The 17,852-nt window shown below is 36.8% G+C and carries 13 protein-coding genes and 1 riboswitch; of the genes, 3 read left to right on the forward strand and 10 right to left on the reverse strand.

Annotated features, from left to right (window positions below):
- Positions 1-281 precede the first annotated feature (281 nt).
- Positions 282-518 (forward strand): hypothetical protein, encoded by a 237-nt coding sequence (locus tag GTR01_RS19615; protein WP_160139450.1) that lies wholly within the window; start codon positions 282-284, stop codon positions 516-518.
- Positions 519-746: 228 nt separating this feature from the next.
- Here GTR01_RS19615 and cysS read toward each other — a convergent pair whose 3' ends face one another.
- The 3 genes from cysS to folE all read right to left on the reverse strand — a co-directional run bounded on the left by cysS (position 747) and on the right by folE (position 3,438).
- Positions 747-2,213, reverse strand: coding sequence for a cysteine--tRNA ligase (gene cysS / locus GTR01_RS19620; RefSeq protein WP_160139451.1), 1,467 nt, complete (start codon positions 2,211-2,213; stop codon positions 747-749).
- A 123-nt stretch (positions 2,214-2,336) separates the two neighbouring features.
- Positions 2,337-2,768 carry a DinB family protein gene (locus tag GTR01_RS19625; protein ID WP_160139452.1) on the reverse strand — a complete coding sequence of 144 codons (432 nt, stop codon included), beginning with the start codon at positions 2,766-2,768 and terminating at the stop codon, positions 2,337-2,339.
- 4 nt (positions 2,769-2,772) lie between these two features.
- On the reverse strand, positions 2,773-3,438 hold the full coding sequence (folE, locus tag GTR01_RS19630) for a GTP cyclohydrolase I FolE (RefSeq protein WP_045490962.1): 666 nt from the start codon (positions 3,436-3,438) through the stop codon (positions 2,773-2,775).
- 188 nt (positions 3,439-3,626) lie between these two features.
- Between folE and GTR01_RS19635 the strand changes: the two genes are divergently transcribed.
- Positions 3,627-4,778 carry a hypothetical protein gene (locus GTR01_RS19635; RefSeq protein ID WP_160139453.1) on the forward strand — a complete coding sequence of 384 codons (1,152 nt, stop codon included), beginning with the start codon at positions 3,627-3,629 and terminating at the stop codon, positions 4,776-4,778.
- 254 nt (positions 4,779-5,032) lie between these two features.
- On the opposite strand, the gene metF is transcribed toward GTR01_RS19635, so the two are convergent.
- The 7 genes from metF to GTR01_RS19670 all read right to left on the reverse strand — a co-directional run bounded on the left by metF (position 5,033) and on the right by GTR01_RS19670 (position 14,715).
- Positions 5,033-5,992 (reverse strand): methylenetetrahydrofolate reductase [NAD(P)H], encoded by a 960-nt coding sequence (metF, locus tag GTR01_RS19640; RefSeq protein WP_160139454.1) that lies wholly within the window; start codon positions 5,990-5,992, stop codon positions 5,033-5,035.
- Between the two features lie 7 nt (positions 5,993-5,999).
- Entirely contained in the window at positions 6,000-8,660 is a 2,661-nt protein-coding gene (gene metH / locus GTR01_RS19645; RefSeq protein WP_160139455.1) for a methionine synthase, read from the reverse strand.
- 1 nt (position 8,661) lies between these two features.
- The gene (locus GTR01_RS19650) at positions 8,662-9,753 is read right to left on the reverse strand and encodes a fatty acid desaturase family protein (RefSeq protein ID WP_160139456.1); all 1,092 of its coding nucleotides are present in this window, start codon (positions 9,751-9,753) and stop codon (positions 8,662-8,664) included.
- Between the two features lie 83 nt (positions 9,754-9,836).
- Positions 9,837-10,847: a homocysteine S-methyltransferase family protein gene (locus GTR01_RS19655; RefSeq protein WP_068940187.1), complete on the reverse strand. Its 1,011-nt coding sequence runs from the start codon at positions 10,845-10,847 to the stop codon at positions 9,837-9,839.
- Between the two features lie 98 nt (positions 10,848-10,945).
- On the reverse strand, positions 10,946-12,106 hold the full coding sequence (locus GTR01_RS19660; RefSeq protein WP_160139457.1) for an O-succinylhomoserine sulfhydrylase: 1,161 nt from the start codon (positions 12,104-12,106) through the stop codon (positions 10,946-10,948).
- A 127-nt stretch (positions 12,107-12,233) separates the two neighbouring features.
- Positions 12,234-13,772, reverse strand: a complete 1,539-nt coding sequence (locus GTR01_RS19665; RefSeq protein WP_160139458.1) for an ACT domain-containing protein — start codon at positions 13,770-13,772, stop codon at positions 12,234-12,236.
- A 4-nt stretch (positions 13,773-13,776) separates the two neighbouring features.
- Positions 13,777-14,715, reverse strand: coding sequence for an alpha/beta fold hydrolase (locus GTR01_RS19670; RefSeq protein WP_160139459.1), 939 nt, complete (start codon positions 14,713-14,715; stop codon positions 13,777-13,779).
- A 60-nt stretch (positions 14,716-14,775) separates the two neighbouring features.
- A riboswitch (SAM riboswitch) is annotated at positions 14,776-14,883 on the reverse strand.
- A 188-nt stretch (positions 14,884-15,071) separates the two neighbouring features.
- Here GTR01_RS19670 and GTR01_RS19675 point away from each other — a divergent pair.
- A complete protein-coding gene (locus GTR01_RS19675; protein ID WP_160139460.1) occupies positions 15,072-17,687 on the forward strand; it encodes an MGH1-like glycoside hydrolase domain-containing protein in 2,616 nt (871 codons plus the stop codon).
- Positions 17,688-17,852: the final 165 nt, after the last annotated feature.

A 17,852-nucleotide genomic window follows, 5' to 3' on the forward strand; every position in this document is an offset into this window, starting at 1 on the left:
ATATTTATACTTATCCACAATGGTGGAATTGTTTTGGGAAAGTTATAAAAGGGCATTTTAAGCATCGTATAACACGGATTTATACCTATTATATATGAGTAATGAGCAATGGGCAATGAAAGTTATACTATATATAATATACATATATATGGTTTCATAAAATATCTGAAAATAGGTTTGGGCTAAAGCCAAAGGAAGAGGCTTGGTGTATGTAAACGGGCTAAAGCCCGTTTCTATTGATGGATGCTCCGTTAAAATGGATTCTACTTATTATATTAAATATGGTAACTATTATATATGCCAACATCTATTCCCTATTCCCTATTCCCTATTCCCTATTCCCTATTACCTATTACCTATTACCTATTACCTATTACCTATTACCTATTACCTATTATTGCTCATCATTTATAATTAACGTTCCCTACCCTAGCCCCGATAGAAACGGTTACCCCGCAGCAAGAGTTGGAGAGCGGGAGGGTTGGAGCATTGGGGAAAAAATGGCGCGAGGAGTATGAGTGGATAGCGGGATTAAGCTCCTCAATACGTTGAAAGGTATGAGCCTGCCAGAATTGGAGAGAAGAAAGTAGAGAAGCAGGAGGTAAAGGTTTGATGCCTGAGGGTTGAAGAGCTAAAGACTTTATTTTGAATAAGAGCAAATTCGAAAAGGAAAATAAAAAAAATTCCGTAAGAATCCTTTCTTGTAGGTTTCTTACGGAATGATTGTAAAACCGAAGTTTATATTTTTAGTTCAGAACGTAGGATGTTCCGTCTCTTCCATCTTTTAATTCTATCCCTTCGGCAAGCAGTTTATCTCTGATTTGGTCTGAAAGTTCGAAGTTTTTGGATTTTCTTGCCTGATTTCTCAATTCGATTAAAACTTTTAAAGTCTGATCCAATTTTTCATTATTGTTTTCCTCTACAGTTTGTAATCCCAAGACATCAAAGATAAAGGCATTCAATGTTGACTTTAAATCTTCAAGATCTGCTGTTGAGATTGTTTCTTTCCCATCATTTAAAGCGAAAATGTATTTTACAGCTTCAAATAAGTGAGCGATCAGAATTGGAGAGTTGAAATCATCTGTTAATGCATCATAACATTTATTTTTCCATTCTGTAAGACTGAATTCTGATTGCTTATTATCATCAGGAGTAATGTTGTTCAACACTTTTACAGCTTCCATCAATCTGATAAATCCTTTTTCGCTGGCCATCATTGCATCATTGGAAATGTCTAGAACACTTCTATAATGTGCCTGTAAGAAACAGAAACGTACAATTGACGGGTGGAAAGATTTTTCAAAGAAATCATTATCACCTGTTACCAACTGCATGGGAAGAATATAGTTCCCTGTGGATTTACTCATACGTTGAGAATTCATTGTCAACATATTAGCATGCATCCAGTAATGTACCGGAGCTGCTCCGTTGCAAGCTTTTCCTTGAGCAATTTCACATTCGTGGTGTGGGAATTTCAAGTCCATTCCTCCGCCGTGAATGTCAAAAGTTTCACCTAAATATTTAGTACTCATTGCAGTACACTCTAAGTGCCATCCTGGGAAACCTTCTCCCCAAGGAGAGTTCCATCTCATGATGTGCGCTGGAGATGCTTTTTTCCAAAGCGCGAAATCCTGTGGATTCTTTTTCTCCCCTTGCCCGTCAAGATCACGAGTGTTTGCAAAAAGCTCTTCTATATTACGTTTTGATAGTTCGCCGTAGTTCAGTCCTCTTTTATTGTATTCAAATACATCGAAGTATACTGAACCGTTGCTTTCGTAAGCGAAACCTGTATCGATTAATTTCTGAGTAAGCTCAATCTGTTCTACAATGTGTCCTGTTGCTGTAGGCTCGATATTAGGAGGAAGAAGATTAAACATCTCAAGAACTTTATGAAAATCCACGGTGTACTTTTGTACAATTTCCATAGGTTCCAATTTTTCAAGACGAGTTTGCTTAACAAATCTATCGTTATTTACATCTCCGTCGTCAGTAAGGTGACCAGCATCCGTAATGTTTCTTACATACCTTACTTTATAACCTAAATGCATTAGGGTACGGTAGATAAAATCGAAAGAAAGGAAAGTTCTTACGTTCCCTAAATGCACATTACTGTACACCGTCGGTCCGCAGACGTACATTCCTACATTTCCTTCTAAGATGGGTTTGAATATTTCTTTTTCCGCTGTAAGCGAGTTGTATATTTTTAGTTGCATTTATTTTTTATTAAAAGATTCAATAGTTTTAAGATTCAAAAATTAGTTAAAATAAAGATCTGTCACAACAGATAATTGTCGTGATAAAAATTTTATGTGAAACTTTTTTAAATTTTATCATAATTAAATCGATTCTAAATGATGCTGCAAATGATCTACATAATCCTGGATCAGAAACTCGAGTGTAAATCTCTGAGGTTCTGTTTTTGTTGTATCACAAGTTCTCTGTAATGCTTCATCAGGAATATTTTCAACGATATGAACAATCTGGTAGTTCAAGGCTTTCCAAAGACTGATTATCTCAGCAGTTGGAACATTCTGATAGTTCTGAGCCTTTACCCAAGCGTTCTGATCGTATACGATATTCTCGTTCTCTTTATATTGAGTGACTACAAATCTACGGATATTTGTAAAAGCACTGTCACAAAGATGGCCAATAATTTCTTTTTTTGACCATTTTTCCGGTGTTGCTTTGTAAGTCCACTCTTCTTCAGAAATGGTCTGGTATCTCTGAAGTTCAGCATCTATAATATTTTTAAGGATCTGGTAGTTCATGGTGTTAGTCTAGTTTCGCATGGCTTCCTACATAATGTAAGAATTCCTGCCTTGTAATTGGGTTCGTTCTGAAAATTCCACTTAATTCTGCTGTAATAGTAGAACTTGCAGTGTCTTTAATCCCTCTGCAGTTTACACAAAGATGTTTTGCATCGATGATACAAGCTACATTTTTTGTTCCTAATGCTTCTTTCAGAGCTTCTACAATCTGCATAGTCAGTCTTTCCTGAACTTGTGGTCTTTTTGCGTAGTAATCTACAATTCTGTTAATTTTTGAAAGACCAATTACTTCTCCATTGGAAATATAAGCAACGTGCGCTCTTCCTATAATGGGTAAAAAGTGGTGTTCACAAAAAGAGTATACTGTGATATCTTTTTCCACCAACATCTGGCGGTATTTATATTTATTGGAAAATGTAGAGATTCCCGGTTTGTTTTCCGGAAGAAGTCCGCCGAAAATTTCGTTCACATACATTTTGGCTACACGTTTTGGTGAGTCTTTCAGGGAATCATCGGTCATATCCAGGCCTAAAGTTTCCATGATTTCTCCAAAAAGCTCAGTAATTTTTTCTATTTTTTCCTGTGGCGATTTATCAAAAGCATCTTCCCTTATAGGCGTATGTTCTTTTCCAGTGAAAATATCATCGTCGTTATCAGTAAAATCAACCATTTTTATTATTTTGCAGCAAAAATACGGATAATATTGTTTCATCTATTTGTTCCGAAAAGTTTTTATTGATTTTTTGGATCGTCAAAAACCTCTATAATCTCCATATTTATTGGATATTTTTTGAATAGTAGAATTTTGGCCAGTATAAAAAGTATTATCTTTTATAACCTGCTCTGATTAAAAACTATATGATTATTGTCGAAGAAGTACACAACAAAGACCATAAAAGGGAATTTCTGGAATTTCCCGCACAACTTTATCAACACGACAAAAATTATATACGTCCTTTAGACAAGCATATTGAGGAGATTTTTGATCCATCAAAAAATAAGTTCTTTAAGAATGGAGAATGCAAAAGGTTTTTATTTAAAAAAGGTAATAAGACTGTTGGAAAAGTAGCTGTATTCATCAACAATTGTTATGAACAGAAGCAACCTACCGGAGGTTTCGGGTTTTTCGACTGTATCAAGGATCAGGAAACGGCTAATTTCATTTTTGATCATTGTAAAAACTGGCTTCAGGAAAAAGGAATGGAAGCGATGGATGGCCCTATTAATTTCGGAGAGCGGGATAAGTTTTGGGGACTTTTAATAGAAGGCTTTATAGAGCCTTTGTATGGAATGAATTATAATTTCCCTTACTATAAGGAGCTGTTTGAGAATTATGGATTTCAAGTCTATTTTGAGCAGCTTTGTTTTACCAGACCTGTATTTGCTGAAGTTTCACGCGTTTTTACCATTGCTCACGAGAAGAATAGAAGAAATCCGGCTATTTCGGCCCAACCTATGAAAAAGAATAACCTTCCCAAGTTTGCTAAGGACTTTACAGAGGTTTATAATAAAGCTTGGGCTGCTCATGGGGAAGGAAAGCAATTGGAGGAAGGCAAAGTTTTGAAAATGTTCAACACCATGAAACCCATTATGAATGAACATATCTCATGGTTTGTATATGAAAATGATCAACCTATTGCGATGTGGATCAATCTTCCGGATCTCAATCAGTGGTTTAAATACCTCAACGGAAAATTTGGAGTTCTGGAGAAAATTAAGTTTTTATTTTTAAAACGATTTAAAAAGAATGAAAAAATGGTTGGGCTTGTGTTCGGTGTGGTTCCGGAATGGCAAAGAAAAGGGATCGACGGGTATATGATCTGGGAAGGTACCCAACATTTGAGAAAGCATACTGATTTTACAATTACTGAACTTCAGTGGATTGGTGATTTTAATCCAAAGATGATTAAGATTGCAGAAACGCTGGATACTACTGTGACGAGGAAGCTAGCGACTTACCGATATTTATTTGATCGGAATAAGGAGTTTGAGAGGCATGTGATTCTTTAGAGTAAGGAAGAAGGAGGCTGGAAGATGGGAGTTATTGAACTGGGATAATTGACTAAAGGTTTAGTTTACATTTTTATATATTTAAGGGAGTGAAAGTGGAATCAACTTCGTTGATTCTTTCTAAGTGCGTGTATAGCCTACTGCTTTTTTCTTGATGTATTCTATTTTTGATTGAAATTTTTCTCTATATAATTCTGGTAAAATAAAAAGCCCTGTCGTTTAAGACAAGGCTACTTTCATTTTTGGTACTTTTATTAGAATAGCTCACCGGCTACTTTTTTAATATTATCACTTTTCCCCATAGAATAAAAGTGTAAAACAGGAACTCCGAAATCCAGAAGTTCTTTGCACTGGGCAATGGCCCATTCTATTCCGATCTGCTTGACTGCTTCATTATTTTTTGCGTTTTCCACTTCAGTGATCAACTCTTCCGGAAGATCTATTTTGAATACCTGAGGTAAGATTTTCAGGTGTTTCTTAGTTGCGATTGGCTTAATTCCCGGGATAATTGGAACGGTAATTCCCATCTCCCTTGCTTTCTGAACGAATTCTATGTACTTTTTATTGTCAAAGAACATTTGGGTTACAATATAATCTGCTCCGGCATCTACTTTTTGCTTTAACCATTTTAGGTCGTAATTCATAGAAGGTGCTTCCATGTGTTTTTCAGGATAACCCGCTACTCCGATGCAGAATTTATTCAGTTCATCACAAACCTGTTCTTCATTGTGGAGATATTTTCCTCTTCCCAGATTGTTGATCTGGTTCACAAGATCCATGGCACTGGCATGCCCACCCTGAGTAGGTTCAAAATACTGATGCCCTTTCATCGCATCTCCTCTTAATGCCATTACATTTTCAATACCAAGATACATACAGTCTACCAAAAGATATTCTGTCTCTTCTTTGGTAAAACCTCCGCATAATAAATGTGGAACTGTATCTACATTATATTTATGTTGAATGGCTGCGCAAATTCCAAGAGTTCCGGGACGCATTCTTGTGATACGGCGCTCCATCAGTCCATTTCCTTTATCAAGATAGATGTATTCTTCTCTTGAAGTGGTAACATCAATGAATGGCGGCTTGAATTCCATCAACGGATCAATATTCGTGTATAGATCTTCAATACCAATTCCCTTTTGTGGCGGAACAACTTCTAAGGAGAATAAAGTTTTTCCATTTGCATTTTTAATGTGTTCTGTTATCTTCATATCAATTTTAATCTGCTAAATTTGGTGACAACCATTTTTTCGCTTCCTGGATGCTACAACTTCTTCTGTCAGCATAATCCTTAAGCTGGTCTTCTGTAATTTTTCCTAATCCGAAGTACTTTGCATGTGGACTTCCGAAATAATACCCTGAAACGGATGCTGTTGGGAACATGGCCAAGCTTTCTGTAAGGAAAACACCTGTATTTTCTTCTACTTTTAAAAGATCCCAGATGGTTTTCTTTTCCAAATGGTCTGGGCAAGCCGGGTATCCTGGTGCAGGACGAATTCCTTTATATTTTTCTGCAATCAGTTCTTCGTTGCTTAATTCTTCCTGAACGGCATAGCCCCAATATTCTGTTCTTACTTTTTTATGTAAAAATTCAGCATAAGCTTCTGCAAAACGGTCTGCTAGAGCCTTTACCATGATGGCATTGTAATCATCATTAGCTTTTTCATATTCTTCTGCCAGCTCATCTGTACCGAAACCTGTGGTTACACAAAATGCACCCATATAGTCTGTCTTCCCTGAACTTTGTGGTGCTATGAAGTCGCTTAATGCTAAATAATCTTTTCCTTTTGACCTTTGAGCCTGCTGTCTTAGGGTTAAAAACTTAGCCTGTTCATTATTATTTTCATCAAGAATCAGAATATCATCGGTTTCATTTGAATTGGCTTTAAAAATTCCGAAGATTGCTTTTGCAGTCAATAGTTTTTCGTCCAGAATTCTATTTAAAATAATCTGTGCATCTTTGAAAAGTTCTGTAGCCTGTACGCCTACCACCTCATCTTCTAAAATATTCGGATATTTCCCATGGAGATCCCAGCTTCTGAAGAATGGTGACCAGTCGACGAAAGGTAACAGTTCTCTCAAATCCTGGTTTTCAATTACAGTGATTCCTAAGTTATTCGGAGTGAAGATTTCTTCGTTTTCCCAATCTATTTTGAATTTACTTTCTCTTGCTTCTTCAATGGAGACATAATCTTTATCCACCTGTCTGTTCAGGAACTTTTCTCTAAAATCTGAGTAGTCGTTCTTCAGATCAGAAACATATTCTTTATTTCTGTCTCCCAATAACGAACTCACCACATTTACTGCTCTTGAAGCATCGTTAACGTGAACTACTGCGTTTTTATATTTTAAATCGATTTTCACTGCGGTGTGTGCCTTTGAAGTCGTTGCACCACCGATCAATAAAGGAAAATCTAAATTTTGTCTTTCTAATTCTGAAGCGATGTACACCATTTCATCTAAACTTGGTGTAATCAAGCCGCTTAATCCAATAACATCTACTTTTTCTGCGATGGCAGTTTGGATAATCTTTTCAGCTGGAACCATTACCCCAAGGTCAACAATTTCATAGTTGTTACAACCTAAAACTACACTTACAATGTTCTTTCCGATATCGTGAACGTCTCCTTTTACGGTTGCCATCAGGATTTTTCCGTTTGCTGGTCTTGATCCGTCTTTTTCAGCTTCAATGAAAGGTTGTAAATAGGCTACTGCTTTTTTCATTACCCTTGCAGATTTTACCACTTGTGGCAGGAACATTTTTCCGCTTCCGAATAAATCTCCTACTACTCCCATACCGGTCATCAAGTTTACTTCAATAACATGAAGTGGTCTTTCCGCTTGTAGTCTGGCTTCTTCTACATCTTCTTCAATAAAACGGTCAATTCCTTTTACCAGCGCATAAGTAATTCTTTCCTGTAATGGGTTGTTTCTCCATTCCAGATCTTCAGTCTTTTCTTTTTTGACTGATTTATGTTTTTCGGAATAATCGAGAAGTCTTTCTGTGGCATCTTCTCTTCGGTCAAGGATTACATCTTCTACAAGTTCCAGCAATTCTTTATTAATCTCATCGTAAACCTCCAACATGGCAGGGTTTACAATACCGATATTCATTCCGGCCTGAATCGCGTGATAAAGGAATACGGAGTGCATGGCTTCTCTTACCGTATCATTTCCACGGAATGAGAAAGAAACGTTGCTTACTCCTCCACTTACGGATGCATAAGGAAGATTTTGTCTTACCCAACGTGTCGCTTCAATAAAATCGATAGCATTTTTTCTGTGCTCATCCATTCCTGTAGCTACCGGGAAGATATTTAAGTCGAAAATGATATCTTCTGCCGGAAATCCGATCTGGTTTACCAGGATATCATAAGATCGTTTTGAAATTTCGATTCTTCGTTCAAGATTGTCAGCCTGCCCTACCTCATCAAATGCCATTACAATCACTGCTGCGCCATATCTTTTGATGGCTTTGGCGTGTTTGATAAATTCTTCCTCACCTTCTTTTAAGCTGATAGAGTTTACCACACATTTCCCTTGTGCCACCTGAAGACCTGCTTCCAGAATTTCCCATTTGGAAGAGTCTACCATGATTGGGATTCTTGCGATATCCGGTTCTGAGGCAATTAAGTTCAGAAATTTAATCATCGATGCTTTTCCATCGATCAAACCGTCATCAAAGTTGACATCAAGAATTTGTGCTCCTCCTTCAACCTGATGGCGGGCAATGTCTAATGCTTCAGAGAATTTTTCCTCTTTGATTAGTCTTAAAAACTTTTTGGATCCGGCAACGTTAGTTCTTTCACCCACATTGATGAAATTACTTTCCGGCGTTATGATAAGAGGCTCAAGGCCTGATAATCTTAAATATTTCATTTTATTCTTCTAAAATATAGTAGGCATTATTTGCATTCTGCCTCAATAAATCCCTGTGCTTACTTAAAGCGGTAAACAGAGGAAACCTTTTGTATGCCAAGCCATGTTCTTTAGCAAATTCTTCTATCTCTTCTGTGATCTCATTGTAATACATATAACTGTAATTGGGAAAAAGGTGATGAGCCACATGGAAATTAAAGTTCCCTAATACATTTCTTACCAACCAGTTATTTTCTTTTAAATCATTGGTCACCTCAAACTGGTGATGAAGCCAGCTGAATGGGAGACCATTATCTTTATCCAATCTTGGAAAGGCATTATCAGGAAGTGGATGCAAAGGCAATAAAACAAACAGTGCAAAAATACTTGCTGCAATTACCTGTAAAAACCAAGCTCCTAAAGCCAACCCAATGGATACTTTAAAGAACACAACAGGAACTACAATCTGATAAAAAAAGTAAAACAGCTTATAACTCACCATTTTCACTTTTTCAACGACTGGGATTCTTCCCTGCGTTTTCAAAATCACTCTTTCCTTGTCAAAGAAGTCTCTGAAATCTCTTATGAACATCCAATTGAACAGATACAACGGATATACTAAAAAGAAAAACCTATGCTGGTACTTCTGTACTCCTTTTGCCTTAATCCAAGGCACTATTAATAGCAAACCACTCTGCTCAATATCGGTATCCCAGCCATCCACATTCGGATAAGCATGGTGACTTGCGATATGTCTTTTTTTCCAGATATAGGAATTGGCTCCTATGAAATCAAAAATGTGCAGCACCATCCCATTCAGTCTTTTACTTTTAAAGATGTTGTTATGGGCTGCTTCGTGAATCAGATTTAAATAAATTAAAACCAGAGAAATTCCCATTAAAATAAAACTCAGAATATATATCCAATGTCTTTCAGCATTTAATACGGCGAAGAAATATAAACCTACATACATCAGTGGCAGAAGAATCGCTTTAATCTGAATATAGATATCTCTGTTTTCAGGAATGGCTTCTACCCGTTGGTTCACTTTCTTTCTCAGTTCATTAAATAACTTGGCATCATCTGAATCTTTTAAGTAACTCGGCTTTTCCATTATATTAAATTTTGTGGTTTACTTAAAGTTAATATTTATATCCCAGCCTACATTCTTGATTTTAATTAAAAAAATCTATCTAATTACACAAATTCCTTCAATTTCCTAGGTTCATATTTTTCTACAAGCTCTGCAATCGCCTTGATATGTTCAGGAGTTGTACCGCAGCATCCGCCGATAATATTGATCAATCCTTTTTCTGCATACTCTTTGATCTGTCTTGCCATATCTTCCGGAGTTTCATCATATTTCCCAAAAGCATTTGGCAATCCTGCATTCGGATAGGCTGAAACATAGAATTCTGAATTATGAGCCAGGGTTTCCAGATAAGGAGTTAACTGATCTGCCCCTAGAGCACAATTAAAACCAACGCTTAATAAATTCAAATGAGAAACAGAGATCAAAAAGGCTTCTGCAGTCTGTCCGCTTAATGTTCTTCCGGAAGCATCGGTAATGGTTCCTGAAACCATGATTGGAATTTTAATTCCTCTTTCTTCCTGAAGCTCATCAATAGCAAACAAAGCAGCCTTAGCATTCAGGGTATCAAAGATGGTTTCAACCAACAGAATATCTGATCCGCCGTCTAATAATGCTTCACACTGTTGTTTGTAAGCAACTCTCAGTTCTTCAAAAGTAATGGCTCTGTATCCCGGATCATTTACATCAGGACTTAAACTAGCTGTTCTGTTGGTAGGCCCAATTGATCCTGCTACGAATCTTGGTTTATCCGGAGTTTTGGCGGTATATTCATCACAAGCTTTTCTAGCGATTTTTGCAGATTCATAGTTCAGATCATAGACCAATTCTTCCATGTGATAATCTGCCATGGCAATGGTAGTTCCGGAAAATGTATTGGTTTCAATGATATCCGCTCCTGCTTCCAGGTATTTTTTGTGCACTTCTTCAATCGCCTGAGGTTGCGTCAGGGAAAGCAAATCATTATTTCCTTTTACCGGGTGTTCCCAGTCTTTGAAACGTTCACCACGGTAGTCTTCTTCTTCAAATTTGTATCGCTGAAGCATGGTTCCCATCGCTCCGTCCAGAACGAGGATGCGTTCTTTGAGGGCTTTGTTTAGTGATTCTATATTTGTCATCTCTTTTATAGTTGTTGAGTGAGACTGATAGTTTGATAGTTGGTTGATAGGACTTCGTTCTATCTTGGGTTAAATCGCCCCTTTGGGGCTTTTTATGATTAATCTAAGGCTTGTTTTAAGTCTGCGATGATATCATCTACATTTTCTAAACCTACTGAGCATCGAACTAATCCTGCTGTGATTCCTACTTCGTTTCTTTCTTCATCTGACAGTTTGGAGTGCGTTGTAGATGCCGGGTGAGTAACGATCGTTCTTGTATCACCTAGGTTTGCAGAAAGTGAGCACATCTGGATTTTATCAAGGAAATTTCTTCCTCCTTCAATTCCTCCTTTTATTTCAAAAGCAACAATATTTCCACCCAATTTCATCTGCTTTTTAGCTACTTCATAGTTTGGATGGGATTTCAGGAATGGATATTTTACCAGTTCCACATTAGGATGGCTTTCTAAAAACTCTGCTACTTTCAATGCATTCTCACAGTGTTTTTCTACACGGATTGCCAATGTTTCAAGGCTTTTCGATAATACCCATGCATTAAAAGGAGATAATGCAGGCCCAGTATTTCTTGCGAAAAGATAGATTTCTCTGATCAGGTCTTCTCTTCCTACTGCGATTCCTCCCAATACTCTTCCCTGTCCGTCGATCAACTTCGTTGCCGAATGTACAACAACATCCGCACCATATTTTATTGGCTGCTGAAGATAAGGCGTTGCAAAACAGTTATCTACAATAAAAATCAGGTTATGCTTCTTAGCAATTTGTCCGAAAAACTCCAGATCCAGAATTTCAATGGCCGGATTGGTAGGCGTTTCAAGATATAGGATCTTTGTATTCGGTTTTATATATTGTTCTACATTCTCAGCATCTTCTGCTTTGAAATAAGTTGTTTCAATATTCCATTTCGGGAAATATTTTGTGAATAAAGTGTGGGTAGATCCGAAAACCGACTGGCAGCTTACAATATGATCTCCGGCACTTAACAAAGCTGCAAATGTAGAATAGATAGCGGCCATTCCCGTTGCAAAGGCATATCCGGCTTCTGCTCCTTCCATTTTTGCAATCTTCTCTGTAAACTCAGATACATTCGGGTTAGAGAAACGGCTGTACAGGTTTTTAGGTTTTTCTTCAGCAAAACTTGCTCTCATATCTTCAGCATCCTGAAAAATAAAGCTGGAGGTAAGATATAGCGGCGTGGAATGCTCATCAAACTGAGATCTCTCCGTTTGGGTTCTTATTGCTGATGTTTCGAAATTTTCCATATAGTTTTAATTTGTCAATTTACCAATGTATCAATCTAACAGTTTAACAATGAGATTCTTCGCTTTGTTCAGAATGACAATAACCAACATTGGTAAACTGTTACATTGCTAGATTGTTACATTAATTTTATTTTGTTTCACTTAGTCTTAAAATATCACCGAATACTCCTCTTGCAGTTACTTGTGCTCCGGCTCCGGCTCCCATAATTACGATTGGGTTTTCACCATAACTTTCTGTATAGATTTCAAAAATGGAATCTGATCCTTTCAACTGTCCTAAAGCTGATGTTGCAGGAACAGAAATAAGTTTTACATCCAACTCGCCTTTGTCTTTCTGTAGATCTCCATGTAAGTCTCCTACATATCTCAACACATGACCAGGTTCTTGATCTTCTTTGATCTTCTGGTATTCTTCATCCAGCTCCTCTAATCTTGAAAGGAATTCAGATTTTGAAACTTCAAGTAAGCTTTCCGGAACAAGGTTTTGGATGTTAATATCTTCGAATTCATTAATCAGGTCTAATTCTCTAGCCAAGATCAATAGTTTTCTTGCTACGTCATTTCCTGATAAATCTTCTCTTGGATCTGGTTCTGTGTATCCTTTTTCCAGAGCTTCGTTGATAATTGTGGAAAACTTATCATCTCTCAAAGAGAAGTTATTGAAAACATAACTCAATGTTCCGGAGAATACTCCTTTAATTCTTGTGATATTTTCTCCTGAAAGGTGTAATAATTTGATGGTATCAATTAACGGAAGACCAGCTCCTACATTGGTTTCATACAGATAACGTCTGTTGTTTTTGCTCAACGTATATCTTAGTTTTCTATATTCTTCAATAGGAAGAGTATTAAAAATTTTATTGGAAGAAACTAAGTCGAAACCGTTTTCTGCTAATGCATGGTAGTTTTTAACAAAATCTTTACTTGCTGTGTTATCTACTACGATTAGGTTTTCCAATTGATTGTCATTGGAGAAATTAATTAATTCCTGAACATCTGACGAATGTTCTGCTGTTAAGACCTCATCTGTCCAATTGTTATCAAACCCTTTTTTATTGAATGCTATTTTCTTTGAATTAGCAACAGCCACAACTTTAAGGTCTATTTTCTTACGTCTTTTAATCTCTTCTGAAGATTCAAGAACTTGTTCGATTAATGTTTTCCCTACATTTCCATGACCGATAATAGCCAGATGAACGGTCTTTGGATTTTTGAAGATCTCAGATTCTATGATGTTTCTTGTTTTTTCATCCTGTGAAGATGTCACTACAATGTTTACTCTGTTTTCACCTGCCACTTTATTTAAAAGCAATGGGAAAACATTGTTTCTCGCCAGTTCTGCAAATACTTTGTTGGAATCCTCTGCGACAAAACCGATTACAGAAACATTGTTGATGCTGTATATTTGGGATACTTTCCCTGATATTCTTTCTGCTTCAAATTCATCAATAAGACAAGCTACTGCTTTTTCAGCATCATTTTCGTGAACCAAAATAGAGATTCCGTTTTCTATGGCTTGCTGAGAGATTACTCCTACGCTGATACGCGCTAAAGTAAGTGCTTTAAAAATTCGTCCGTCAATCCCAATTTCTCCTAAGAAATCTTCTCCTTCAAATTTGACGATTGATCTGTTCTTCAAAAATTTTATTTCGTTAGCATTTTTCATTACTCTATAAAATGTTTTTTATGATATTATTTAATTGTTGATATTCCATTAGGAAGGCATCATGCCCGTGTATAGATTGGATCTCGTGATAAGAGATATTCTCCTTTTTCTTTTTCAGCTTTTCAAAACACATTCGGATTTCAGAAGCTGGGAAGAATAAATCTGTATCTACGGAGATCATGTGCATTCGTGCTTCTATGCGCTCCAGAGCTGTTTCATCAGTATTTATATTCATGAGCAAATGGTTCATCAGCTTGTATGCTTGTAAACTAAACCTTTCGTTTAGCGCATTACCATGATAAACCAACCAATCTTCTGATTCTAAGCGTTGCTTTTCCTGATTGTATTTATTTTGAAATCTGTCGTTAAGCGATTCCGGAGTTCTATAGCACAACATGGCATGGATTCTCGCTTTTTGCAATGGCTCATCTTTATCATTCAATAAAAATTTCTGAACCAGACATTGCGCATGCAGCCAGTCATGAGTTCTGTAATCACAAGCAATAGGAATAAAAATTTCAGCCAGCTTTGGTTGTTTTGCTAGCATCTCCCATGCAATTCCTCCTCCAAGGGAGCCTCCAATAATGGCGTATAAATTTGTAATATGTAAAGCTTCTAATCCTTTCAGAAATATATTGGCTATATCTGAAGGCGTGAAGTCTTCATAGTCTTCAATTAAAAAATGATCGTATCCGTTTCCGGGAATGTTGAAACACAGAACGGTGTACTTTTCAGTATCAACAATCTGGCCCTTGCTTACCAATTGTTTCCACCAGCCTTTTTCTCCGGATACTGTTGAGTTTCCGGTAAGAGCATGATTGATTAAAATGATGGGAGCTGTAAACAGGTCTTTCCCGAAAAGCTCATAGCTTAACGAGATATTGTATTCCTTTTGGGAATAAGTTTGATACGAAAGATTAATATAGTTTAGTTCTGTTTTCAATTCTATTAAATTTTAATACAATTGAAAATGCCACAGGAAATGGCTGAAAAGAACTTCAGTAAGTTATCTGTCCAAAATTTCTTTGGTAGAACGTAGCACCTTCTTTGCTTGCGCAAAGGGTTGCTAAGGTTTCATAGGGTCTAATCCCTCAACCTTTCTTGATAACATTTTCAATATTTGAATGAACGAATGGTGCAAAGGTAGTTCTTTTCTTTTAAAATCAAAAAAAAATTAATTTAATATTTAAAAAAGCTCTTAAACACAAGTCTTTCAAGGGTATATTAATTATTCTTCAGACAAAAACAATTGGAATTATTTTACAAAAAAACTACCTTCGTATGGAAAAATGATGATATATGATCGCCGAAAAAGAAAGATTACAAGATACCAAATGGAAAAACTGGGGACCTTATGTAAGCAACCGGCAATGGGGAAATGTACGGGAAGATTATAGCCCGAATGGAAATGCATGGAACTACACCAATCATAATAATGCTGAAAGCTATACCTACCGCTGGGGAGAAGAAGGTATTGCAGGGATTTCCGATGTAAAGCAACTTTTCTGCTTTGCTCTTTCGTTCTGGAATAAAAGGGACAAAATTGTTAAAGAACGTTTCTTTGGCCTGAGCAATCCTCAGGGAAATCATGGTGAAGACATCAAAGAAATTTTCTATTATCTGGATAATACCCCTACTCATAGCTATATGAAGATGGTATATAAGTATCCAATCAATGAATTCCCTTATGATGAGCTTGTAGCTGAAAACGGAAGACGGAGCAAACAGGAGCCGGAATATGAAATTTTTGACACTGGAATTTTTGATAATGATGCGTATTTCGATATTTTTATTGAATACTGTAAAGCTGATCATAATGACATTCTGGTGAGGGTAACCATTTGTAACCGAAGCCAGCAAGATGCCCCCATTGTAGTAGCTCCTACAGCTTGGTTCAGAAACAACTGGAAATGGGGATACAATACTTACAAAGCAGAAATGCATGCTTCCTATGACGGAAGCATTAATATTGAACACGACAGTATTTCTATCAAGAAATTTTACTCCAGAAGGGATAATACCCAAAGAGTATTTTGTGAAAATGAAACCAACACCCCAAAGCTTTATGGTGCTCCTCAGGCAGAAAATACATACTTTAAAGATGGAATCAACGATTTTATCATTCATCAAAGCAATACGGTAAATCCTGAAAAAAGAGGAACAAAAGCTTCTTTCTTAATTGATGAAATAATCGGTGCCGGGCAATCTGAAATTTTTGAATTCAGACTTTGTCCCGAGGCAACTGCCGAACCTTTTGAGAATTTTGATGAAATTTTTACAACAAGACAGGCTGAAGCAGAAGAATTTTATAATGAAATTCAAAACGATACCACCAACGAAGATGAAAGGAATGTTCAAAGACAAGCCTTTGCCGGACTTCTGTGGAATAAGCAGTTTTATCACTACAATATCGGAAAATGGCTCAAGGGTGATCCGAATTTTGAAGCTCCAAGAAACTTTAATGAGTATGTAAGAAATACAGAGTGGAATCACCTTCACAATAAGGATATTATTTCTATGCCTGATAAGTGGGAATATCCTTGGTATGCAACCTGGGATCTTGCTTTTCATTGTGTCCCTTTATCCATCATTGATGCTGAATTTGCTAAAGGACAGCTATTACTTTTAACTAAAGAGTGGTATATGCATCCTAACGGGCAGCTTCCGGCCTACGAATGGAATATGAGTGATGTGAACCCGCCAGTACATGCGTGGTCTTGCTTCAGAGTTTTCAAAATTGATGAAAAGAGCAATGGAAAGCCTGACTTATTATTCCTTGAAAAGGTTTTTCAGAAACTTCTTCTGAATTTCACCTGGTGGGTGAACCGAAAGGATAAAAACGGAAAGAATATTTTTGGTGGCGGTTTCCTTGGACTGGATAATATCGGAGCTTTTGACCGAAATATGGTTTTAGAGGATGGACAACATCTTGAACAGGCAGACGGAACAAGCTGGATGGCTATGTATGCCTTAAACATGATGCGAATTGCCATGGAATTGGCTCAGTATTACCAAGTGTACGAAGATATGGCCATCAAATTCTTTGAACATTATCTTTATATCGCAGAAGCCATGGAAAACCTGGGTGAAGGAACGAAAGGTCTTTGGAATGAAGAAGATGGTTTTTTCTATGATGTACTTCAGCTTGGAAATGGAAACAGTGTTTCTTTGCGTTTGAGAAGTATTGTTGGATTAATTCCATTATTTGCTGTAGAAATTGTAGATCACCGCCTTCTGGAAAAGATGCCCAACTTCAAAACCAGAATGGAATGGATCTTAAAAAATAAACCTGAACTTACCAAACTGGTCTCTCATTGGGATGAGGAAGGCCAGGGAAGAAAACACCTGATGAGTATCCTTCGTAAAAACAGACTGACAAAGGTATTAACGAGAATGCTTGATGAAAAAGAGTTCTTAAGCTCCTACGGAATCCGGGCTATGTCTAAAGTATATGAGGAAAATCCTTTTGTATTCTCTGTTCATGGCAATGAAAATGTAGTGTATTATACTCCTGCAGAAAGCGATAGTAGAATGTTTGGCGGAAACAGCAATTGGCGTGGTCCCATCTGGTTTCCTATCAATTTCCTGATTGTGGAAAGTTTACAGCGCTTTCATTATTACTACGGAAACAGTCTGAAAGTAGAGCTCCCAACCGGAAGTGGTGAGAAGAAAAACCTGGATGAAGTGGCTCAGAATATCAGTAAAAGACTTTGTTCAATATTTTTAAAGGATGAACATGGACAACGTGCCTTCAATGGCGGAAATCCTAAGTTTAATTATGATGAACATTTTAGAGATTACATTACATTCTTTGAATATTTCCATGGAGATAACGGACGTGGTGTAGGAGCTTCTCATCAAACAGGATGGACTGCTACAGTCGCTAAGCTTATAAAACCAAGATTGACATTTTAAAGATATAACCAATAATAGATGCCGGATGTTTCATTCGGCATTTTTATTCTAAAAAACTTCAAGAAAATAAGAACCAGCGAATTACAATGGATAAAATTTCAAAATATTAACAAGGTCCATTTCATAATTCCCATTATTTTATTAGATTTACCTGATTAAAAAAAC

Source organism: Chryseobacterium sp. c4a, assembly GCF_009900745.1.
Taxonomy (GTDB): domain Bacteria; phylum Bacteroidota; class Bacteroidia; order Flavobacteriales; family Weeksellaceae; genus Chryseobacterium.

Coding starts and splice junctions, on each gene's coding strand:
- cysS (WP_160139451.1), bottom strand. CDS start 2,213: ATGCAACTAAAAATATACAACTCGCTTACAGCGGAAAAAGAAATATTC.
- metH (WP_160139455.1), bottom strand. CDS start 8,660: ATGAAATATTTAAGATTATCAGGCCTTGAGCCTCTTATCATAACGCCG.
- folE (WP_045490962.1), bottom strand. CDS start 3,438: ATGGTTGATTTTACTGATAACGACGATGATATTTTCACTGGAAAAGAA.
- GTR01_RS19615 (WP_160139450.1), top strand. CDS start 282: ATGGTAACTATTATATATGCCAACATCTATTCCCTATTCCCTATTCCC.
- GTR01_RS19625 (WP_160139452.1), bottom strand. CDS start 2,768: ATGAACTACCAGATCCTTAAAAATATTATAGATGCTGAACTTCAGAGA.
- GTR01_RS19675 (WP_160139460.1), top strand. CDS start 15,072: ATGATCGCCGAAAAAGAAAGATTACAAGATACCAAATGGAAAAACTGG.
- metF (WP_160139454.1), bottom strand. CDS start 5,992: ATGAAGATAACAGAACACATTAAAAATGCAAATGGAAAAACTTTATTC.
- GTR01_RS19655 (WP_068940187.1), bottom strand. CDS start 10,847: ATGACAAATATAGAATCACTAAACAAAGCCCTCAAAGAACGCATCCTC.
- GTR01_RS19650 (WP_160139456.1), bottom strand. CDS start 9,753: ATGGAAAAGCCGAGTTACTTAAAAGATTCAGATGATGCCAAGTTATTT.
- GTR01_RS19635 (WP_160139453.1), top strand. CDS start 3,627: ATGATTATTGTCGAAGAAGTACACAACAAAGACCATAAAAGGGAATTT.
- GTR01_RS19660 (WP_160139457.1), bottom strand. CDS start 12,106: ATGGAAAATTTCGAAACATCAGCAATAAGAACCCAAACGGAGAGATCT.
- GTR01_RS19665 (WP_160139458.1), bottom strand. CDS start 13,772: ATGAAAAATGCTAACGAAATAAAATTTTTGAAGAACAGATCAATCGTC.